Source organism: Nostoc sp. UIC 10607 (genome assembly GCF_047228265.1).
Lineage (GTDB): Bacteria > Cyanobacteriota > Cyanobacteriia > Cyanobacteriales > Nostocaceae > Nostoc > Nostoc foliaceum_A.
The window spans coordinates 10,251-17,348 of the sequence record NZ_JBIQNW010000093.1 but is presented as its reverse complement, the minus strand read 5'-3'; the positions used below and the strand labels follow the sequence as shown (position 1 = coordinate 17,348).

11 protein-coding genes are annotated in these 7,098 nt (G+C 42.8%); 3 read left to right on the top strand and 8 right to left on the bottom strand.

Annotated features, from left to right (window positions below; translation table 11 throughout):
• Positions 1-45: 45 nt before the first annotated feature.
• From ACEYW6_RS33220 to ACEYW6_RS33185, 8 genes are all read right to left on the bottom strand, one after another.
• Positions 46-252, bottom strand: coding sequence for a hypothetical protein (locus ACEYW6_RS33220; RefSeq protein WP_412983152.1), 207 nt, complete (start codon positions 250-252; stop codon positions 46-48).
• Between the two features lie 77 nt (positions 253-329).
• Positions 330-1,784 carry a hypothetical protein gene (locus tag ACEYW6_RS33215; RefSeq protein WP_412983151.1) on the bottom strand — a complete coding sequence of 485 codons (1,455 nt, stop codon included), beginning with the start codon at positions 1,782-1,784 and terminating at the stop codon, positions 330-332.
• Positions 1,781-2,371 (bottom strand): hypothetical protein, encoded by a 591-nt coding sequence (locus ACEYW6_RS33210; RefSeq protein WP_412983150.1) that lies wholly within the window; start codon positions 2,369-2,371, stop codon positions 1,781-1,783. Before ACEYW6_RS33210 ends, ACEYW6_RS33215 begins: the two co-directional genes overlap by 4 nt.
• A gap of 57 nt (positions 2,372-2,428) precedes the next feature.
• Positions 2,429-3,076 (bottom strand): hypothetical protein, encoded by a 648-nt coding sequence (locus ACEYW6_RS33205; RefSeq protein WP_412983149.1) that lies wholly within the window; start codon positions 3,074-3,076, stop codon positions 2,429-2,431.
• Between the two features lie 128 nt (positions 3,077-3,204).
• Positions 3,205-3,855, bottom strand: coding sequence for a hypothetical protein (locus tag ACEYW6_RS33200; protein WP_412983148.1), 651 nt, complete (start codon positions 3,853-3,855; stop codon positions 3,205-3,207).
• A gap of 12 nt (positions 3,856-3,867) precedes the next feature.
• A complete protein-coding gene (locus ACEYW6_RS33195) occupies positions 3,868-4,377 on the bottom strand; it encodes a hypothetical protein (protein WP_412983147.1) in 510 nt (169 codons plus the stop codon).
• 589 nt (positions 4,378-4,966) lie between these two features.
• A complete protein-coding gene (locus ACEYW6_RS33190) occupies positions 4,967-5,536 on the bottom strand; it encodes a hypothetical protein (RefSeq protein ID WP_412983146.1) in 570 nt (189 codons plus the stop codon).
• 3 nt (positions 5,537-5,539) lie between these two features.
• Positions 5,540-5,701 carry a hypothetical protein gene (locus tag ACEYW6_RS33185; RefSeq protein WP_412983145.1) on the bottom strand — a complete coding sequence of 54 codons (162 nt, stop codon included), beginning with the start codon at positions 5,699-5,701 and terminating at the stop codon, positions 5,540-5,542.
• A 314-nt stretch (positions 5,702-6,015) separates the two neighbouring features.
• On the opposite strand from ACEYW6_RS33185, the gene ACEYW6_RS33180 reads away from it, so the two are divergent.
• The 3 genes from ACEYW6_RS33180 to ACEYW6_RS33170 all read left to right on the top strand — a co-directional run.
• Positions 6,016-6,225, top strand: coding sequence for a helix-turn-helix domain-containing protein (locus ACEYW6_RS33180; RefSeq protein WP_118171711.1), 210 nt, complete (start codon positions 6,016-6,018; stop codon positions 6,223-6,225).
• A complete protein-coding gene (locus ACEYW6_RS33175; RefSeq protein ID WP_118171710.1) occupies positions 6,210-6,419 on the top strand; it encodes a hypothetical protein in 210 nt (69 codons plus the stop codon). The genes ACEYW6_RS33180 and ACEYW6_RS33175 overlap by 16 nt, the downstream gene beginning before the upstream one ends.
• Before the next feature lie 197 nt (positions 6,420-6,616).
• Positions 6,617-7,098: hypothetical protein (locus ACEYW6_RS33170; RefSeq protein WP_412983144.1), on the top strand; the 482-nt coding region annotated here is incomplete at its 3' end.

Sequence of the window (7,098 nt, the reverse complement as noted above, 5' to 3'; positions counted from 1 at the left end):
CACCTATTTCAAGTAATTAATTAGCAGAGACGCAAAGAGAAATTATCAAAGGTAAGAATCTATAACTTTCCCCTCAGATGACCATTTTTCATCTAGAAGGCGACAAGCGACATAAACAACTTTTTGAGGATTGCGCTTATGTCCTCCATTTATCCCCCAGCAACGGACAGTGAAATCACTTTCATAACCCAGGACAAGTGCTAGCTCGTTATAAGTTAATTGCCATTTTTTCTTAAATTCTATTGGGTGCATAAATGTAAATCCCTCACTATTTTTAATCGACTAATCGACAAAGTTTTCAGGTTTTGTGACTCACGAGAAATATTTCTCTAACGAGCGCTAATAAATCTGAGCAAGCTATCAGGATAAAACCAGTCTGGAACTGTAACGCGCTCCGATTCAATCAGATTTCCATCGTCATCATAAAGACCACTTATTTCAGCATGATTTAGAGGGACGCGACCGTTCTTTGACTTGCGCTTGATTTGGATAGTTTCGGTTTGCCTTAAGTCATTAAAACCCTCAGCATTACCACTGGCGGCATTAGTAAAAGCATGAGCAATGCAAACTAGATATTCGGCAGCCTTGCGAACGTCAGTAAGTGAATGTCTCACAAATCTTTTGACTGATTCTTTACAATCATCCTGCATAGAAAGCTGTGTCAATTCATCCCAAAGTGTTTGAATGGGTCTGTCGTTTTCTGTACGGTCGCTCCAACGTTGAACAGCTTCATTCATTGCCTCACCAATAGCTAAATAATCGTTGCGTTCGCCGATTAATTCCGGCTCCAAAGGTATCAACAACTTCCAAGCTTTAGCTCTGTTCTTATGTCCATGAGCGTCAACGATTGATGTGATATTCCAATCAAAAATCGCCTTCCTACACATAACAATTGATGCAGCAAAACTGCTTTTACCACTACCTTGACCCCCTAGCACCCAAACTGGTTTTGTGGACTCGATGACATCCCATAGCCAGCCGCCCTCATGATTTTTTAATAGTTGAACTAATTCTTGGGCGCTTGTGCCTTGTGGAGCCGATACTTTTTCACTACTGGGATTGATGTTTTCTGCGTCCGCTTTGCGCTTGTCTCTTCTGTTTTCAGCAATGGATTTGTCAGCTACAGAATCAGCGACCTCGAACTGTTTTTTAGTATTATCAAACTGTAAATCTTCAAGCTCTGACTGACGCTGATACTGTTGCTGCAATTCCTCAAGAGAGATATAGCGTTCTTGGACTAACAAATTATCAGCGCGTCTGTCGATGTCCTTTTTATGCTTGTCCTTAATCCGCTCTGATTCATGTGACTGCAAATCGCGCTCAGTCCTAGTAACTAAACCTTGGCGCTTGATTGACGTTTTGAAGGACTCCAAACGTTGAAAACTTGACTCGTTATCAATCTCATCTTTTGCAGCCCAGCAGTAATAACCCATCCAGACAAAAGCGGGTGCGACTAATAACCACAGGCTAGGATTCTCTGATGGAGCCAAATCTGACGTAATGAAAGCACCGTCAGGGAGAGATACAACATCATTAAACTGTCGTGACTTCCATACTTCTGTGAGCAATCTGTACTTGAAACGGCAGTATTTATTATCAAGTGCCGATTGTGATTTTGCAGGGTATTGATAGTGTTTAATTGTGCGTTTATTAGCTGTTACCGGACAAAATCGCACTTCAGTAAACTGATAAGGGTGCGGTGTCTGCCCATAGTAATAAGCGCTGAAAAGCCCCAGAAGTAAAGCTGTGACAGCACCAATTTTCAGTAGCGGTTGAGCCTTCATGACTTGGATTTGTGGATGCCGTAAACAACACCGCCTGCCACCAATGCACCCACCACAAATACAATAGTTTTGTCTGATTCTGGCAGACGGTTAAAATCTTCTACAGTTGCTTTGATGTTGTCGTAAGTCTTGTGTGAGTTCTGCATTGTCGCGTAAAAATCGCCGATAGCAGTCCACAAAATGAAGCATCCGAATATTGTTTGAAAGAGAAATTTTATCGCCTTGTCCATGTCCGGAAAAACCCATCCTTCAGGAGACTTATTTACGGTAAACTCCAATAAATCACGATTAACTATTTGATTAATTCCCAACACAATAGCGACCGCAGGCATTAGCCCTGCCGAGCCTGTAGCTATTACTAAATACTTAGCCAAGCAATAGGAAGTAACACCCCAGCCGCAAGATTCAATTCCTTTGAGAACAGCGCGACTGCGATTAAGCTTTTCAATTTCCTTCGCTTTGAATCTTTTAATAGCTTCTTGTTCATCCTGGGTAAATGCAGTATCAGGATAATCTTGATAATCGAGTGATTGTTCGGTGTCCCCGTCTTGCAATTCGGTGTCAAGTTCATCTAACATTGTTCTCATGACTAATTTGACTTCCCCTACTGAGCGCTAACTTAGTAGGGGATTTTGCTATGCTGATTACTCGAAAATCGTAGAAACAGCAGTACGGAACGCTTGCACTAATTTATTAGTCGTGAATGACTTACGAGGTACTAAATCAAGGTCTGAACCTTCGCCATAAGTCAATAGATGTTTTGCCTTTTCCGTTTCATAAGTCCTATTAGCGTCTAGCTGTGCCTTCACGGGTCGCGCTAACTGCGATTTAGCAGCCGCCAGATGGTCAACCTTACTCATGTGATAATCGATGTAAGCCTTGAGCTTAACTAGGTCAATGCTTTCTCTGTAGCGCTGATTCTCTAGTGTGCGGTCGCTGGACAGCTTCAATCCGATTTCTGAGCGCTCATGACCATACTTTAAATTTGCGATCGTTAAATCAGCACTAGCTTTGTCGAGAGCAATACCAGACGCACCAGCTTGCTTGTAAATCTCTGCAAGTCCTTTGTTGTACTCCTCAGTACCCTTGATGAATGCTGACAGGTTATCTGTGATGTAGGGCATGATGGTTAAGATGCGTTCGCCCTCGTTGCCCATTTCTCCTACTTTGGTCAGCGCTGCGTCATCGCCATTGATGCAACCCATGATTAAGTTGTCTGCAACGCCTAATTTCTCAGCCCTTGCCTTGAGCTTTTTACCGTGTTTACCGACCAAATTCTTGATATGCTTCACGTTTTTGACTCCTGTATGTGCAACATTCCGTCATAAACCATTGAGAGAGGGGAGCCGCGAGTGCAATTAGTAACGGTATCCCCACAAGCCCAATCAACAAATGCTTGTAAGTGAGCTTGCCTCCGGGCTTAATCGATGATTCCGGCGAAAGATAACGCGAGGTCTGCAAACTGGCTTTTGTAGTCCAGGGCGGTGGCCTCCATCGCTTGCTTGATTTGCGTCAGTTCACTGCCAGCAACATCATCCATCTCTGCTAGTGTCTGCCTGATTTCGTCGGCTTTGCGTCGGATTTTGGATACTTCTTGATTCTTGAATTCCCTTGCAAAGTGGACGAGCGCGTTAAAAATCGCCTCGTTCAACTCCTTTCTAGATGCGAAGGTGGAAGCAATGGACACTGTAATCTGTTTCACATCCGCCGCTTTGAGTTCAATTCCCGCCCCCTGTGCAATGTCTGCAACGAGGGCTTGCTTTTCAAGGTCTGTCAGTACAATCTGATTCTCTGGTTCGGCAACTGCAAGCTGATTAGATTCAACTTCAGGCTGTGCATCTTCTACGCCTACAAGAAAGGTTTCTTCAACGGGTTCATCAGTTACAGATAATTGGCTTGTCGATTTGACTTTGAGATAGTCAACGGCTTGGCTCAATTGGTCTTTGGTGGGATTGTCAAGGTCATCGCACTCGACAGCGATCGCTGCTGACGTGTAATCATCTTTAGTAAATCCTTGATAACCCTGTTTGTACAAACGAGCGCGGACATTGTTAGTAAACTTGTCAGACATGATGATTGCTCCTTAGAGGGCTAGTGTTAAAACTTCGGTGGTTGCGGATTTAATCGGTTGCGAACGTTTGTTGATTGCCCATTTAGCAGCGACAAACGCAACAAGCGCTAAATCTTTGCAGTGGTAAATATTTTCAGCGCTGAAAGATAGTTCAGCACGTTCAAACCAGTAGTAAGGAGTGCTACGCGGTACGTCATCAAGATTGATTTTTAGATGCTCTGCAAGAAGCTTTAAGAACTCTCCCCCCTGATATTGAGTATCTATTTCATAGAAATGTCTGAATGCTTGCCAGCGTTCACTAAACCCCTCACCCCGACCTGTAAAGCTGCCGTAGCGCCGTTTAAATCCGGCGAATGTCTCAACTATCTTTTGAGCGTCACTACCCAGTACGTTGAAATTAAAATGCTGTTTCAAAGTAGCTACCACTCGATACCAAGTGATATCAGCAATCTCTTTTCCTAACTCACGCTCGTAAATTTGTTTTAGCTGATGATACTTAGCGATATACTGTTTCGTTGCCACATTACCCCCAAAGTATTACTTAGGTGTGTATAAAATCGATGCGTATTCCGAATGCGTCCAAGGTTTTTGATGTATGCAATTAGCTGAAAAGGGGTATTTGGTATGACCCGCTAGCTGAAACCTATCAATAACTCTGAAAAATAACTCTGACAAATTTCAAAGTATGTTTTTTCGTCGGCTATAATCACGCAATAACAAGGGTTGCCAGAGTTTCTGATATATTGACAAAATTCCTTTTACCCCCGTAAAAGCGCCCCTTTTGGACTAGTTGACGCGCTTGTAACTTTGCTTTTGAACGTTTTGCGCGGTGGTAGATGTTACCAAGGTTTAGAACAAACTCAGCTGTATTGAGTTGTGATTTATCTCTGCTGTGTGCTGTTTATATAAGCTCGGCACTTCGTAGCAGCGCCTTAGCACTTTGTCCCGATTGAGCTTTAAGTCAGCACTCTTAGACTGACGCGGTAAAGGACGGAAATAGTACTGGGTGTATCTGATACTGTCGCTACTGGTTAAATATCTGTACAGCGTTCCATCGATCCAGTAAGTTTTGCTCTGGCTCAACAGTGTGACGCATCCTACAAGCTCTTTATCAATCATCATTTTTATCTCCCGCGACACACGCGCCCGTTAAGCTTGCACCCAGGAAGACGGCGATAGATGCGATGGCGCTTCCTTCAAAAATCTTGGCGTTGTAGATCCATGTGGGTTGATATTTCTCGCCTCTACTTTCTTCAATGCGGTCAACGCCGTGACAAAAGATAGTACCAACAACCATAAAACTAGTAGTTAGTAAGCTCAGAATTGCTACTTCTGACGCTGCATCGAGTATGAATGAGTTAATCTTTTCACGCCAAGTCTTCACACGACGAATGTGCATTACTGGTTTCTGTTCTAGATATGAATGCCACTCTTGATCAGTAAAATTTGTGGGCTTGTAATCATAGGGAACGTGAAAATCAAGTAGTTCGCCTACTGCTTGGATTGCGTCGCCTAGCATCACATCTGGGGAGTATTCTAGTTGCCCAAATTCCTTAGAATCTCGGATTTCTCTGAGCCAGCGATCTATTGCTTCTAACCTTCGTAATTGATTTTGATTAAGCATTGTTCTCTCAAGAGGTAGTTCGTTGATTGCTTCTAAGTTGCGTAAATTGATATACATCGTTTAAGCCTTTTTAGTCTGTGTCTGTATGGGTTCGCTCATGGCGTTGTTTGACATAATTTGCAAGAGCAAATAGTTAACCACTTCACCAGCATCATCAACACCCAATTCTTTAGCCTTTGCATTAATAAATGGCTGCAATGGCTGTCTAATACTGACTCGCATTGATAAATAACTCCTGATGAATGCAGGCATCAAGTTTAGTGAGCGGTAGTCATTCCGCTCTATGTAATTATTAAAGTTTTGAAAATCTTTGCCGTGCAAGACTTTTGGATACTTGCGGTCATTCAGCCGTTGTGGGTGAAACCTTTGTCAGCCCTTGACTGTTTTGACTGCCCTTGTCTTTTTAGCCTTACAATGGCTATACTAATACAAGACAGCTATTAATAGCAACCTAATTTTAATTAAATAAAGCTGTGCATAACAACATTCCTTATAAGATGCTTTAATAGGAGTCTGTTATTACCAGACGGGTTTCTATGCCAGTTCGCAACACGATCAGGAGGTTTATTGACGAAAAGCTCAAAATTACGCGTTATGAGTTCAGCGAGCGTACAGGGTTAAGTAAAACGACTGTTTACAACTTATATGACAATCCTGAGCAAATACCTAATGGATTAGCGCTTAACAAAATCTGTGACTGCTATAAAATCCAGCCCTGTGAGTTATTGGAATGGAGGGAAGATTAAGCGATCGCGTAAAACAAATTTTGTATTTAGGAAAACTGCAATGCAAAAGTCCTTCAAAACAAATCCTAGCCCCAATTCCAGAGGGAAGCGGCGATATAGAATCGGCAGCCCTGGAGAGGGCAAATGGGAGCCGAGAGGGTGCAGACAATTTAGCACCTCTCCTCAAAACGGATATCCCCACTAGCAGAAACTAGAGGGGATGCGTACCAGCGGAGGCTGGATTTTATTGATTTAAACACGCCGGGTAACTCCTAGTGCAATAAGAGGCTGGACACTTCTTGGTACTGGGTACACCGCGCTCGCTATAACCATAATAACTTAAATAACTTAGCGACGCGAGTTTGCAAGATGAGGAGTTATCCGAAATCTAAAAGATTTCGAGGTAATACAAATGAATGCTACACAGGGAACTACAACACTGACCGCAGCAGGCCCGATTACAGCTTATCGACTTACTCACGGCTATGAACCTGCATATACTAAGCTCTATTGGAGCGTAGCAAATGTAGTAGGTGTTAACCAAGCTTTATTGATTCAAATCATTGAAAGCTGGTGTTTGAGCAATGCCAGACTCAACAAGCATGGCTACTTTCATGATGGGGAATGGTGGACTAGCGCTACTTACAAAGAGTGGGAAAACGCATACCCGGCGCTAGGATCACAACGTAGTATTCAACGTTTGTTGCTGGGGCTAGAGGAATCAAGCTACGTAATTTCTTGTCAACTAAAAAAGAATAAGGGCAATGCAGCTAAGTTTTATCGCGTTGACCCCATAAAAGTTGGCGCATTACTGCTGAAAGACTTATCTCTAGTACAAAAAATTAACAATACAAATACTGCTCCAATATCCATGATGCCAAAAATGGATGATGC

What these genes read in the sequence shown, in the direction of transcription:
- ACEYW6_RS33220 (WP_412983152.1), bottom strand. Translation starts at nt 252, where the DNA reads ATGCACCCAATAGAATTTAAGAAAAAATGGCAATTAACTTATAACGAG.
- ACEYW6_RS33215 (WP_412983151.1), bottom strand. Translation starts at nt 1,784, where the DNA reads ATGAAGGCTCAACCGCTACTGAAAATTGGTGCTGTCACAGCTTTACTT.
- ACEYW6_RS33210 (WP_412983150.1), bottom strand. Translation starts at nt 2,371, where the DNA reads ATGAGAACAATGTTAGATGAACTTGACACCGAATTGCAAGACGGGGAC.
- ACEYW6_RS33200 (WP_412983148.1), bottom strand. Translation starts at nt 3,855, where the DNA reads ATGTCTGACAAGTTTACTAACAATGTCCGCGCTCGTTTGTACAAACAG.
- ACEYW6_RS33190 (WP_412983146.1), bottom strand. Translation starts at nt 5,536, where the DNA reads ATGTATATCAATTTACGCAACTTAGAAGCAATCAACGAACTACCTCTT.
- ACEYW6_RS33185 (WP_412983145.1), bottom strand. Translation starts at nt 5,701, where the DNA reads ATGCGAGTCAGTATTAGACAGCCATTGCAGCCATTTATTAATGCAAAG.
- ACEYW6_RS33180 (WP_118171711.1), top strand. Translation starts at nt 6,016, where the DNA reads ATGCCAGTTCGCAACACGATCAGGAGGTTTATTGACGAAAAGCTCAAA.
- ACEYW6_RS33175 (WP_118171710.1), top strand. Translation starts at nt 6,210, where the DNA reads ATGGAGGGAAGATTAAGCGATCGCGTAAAACAAATTTTGTATTTAGGA.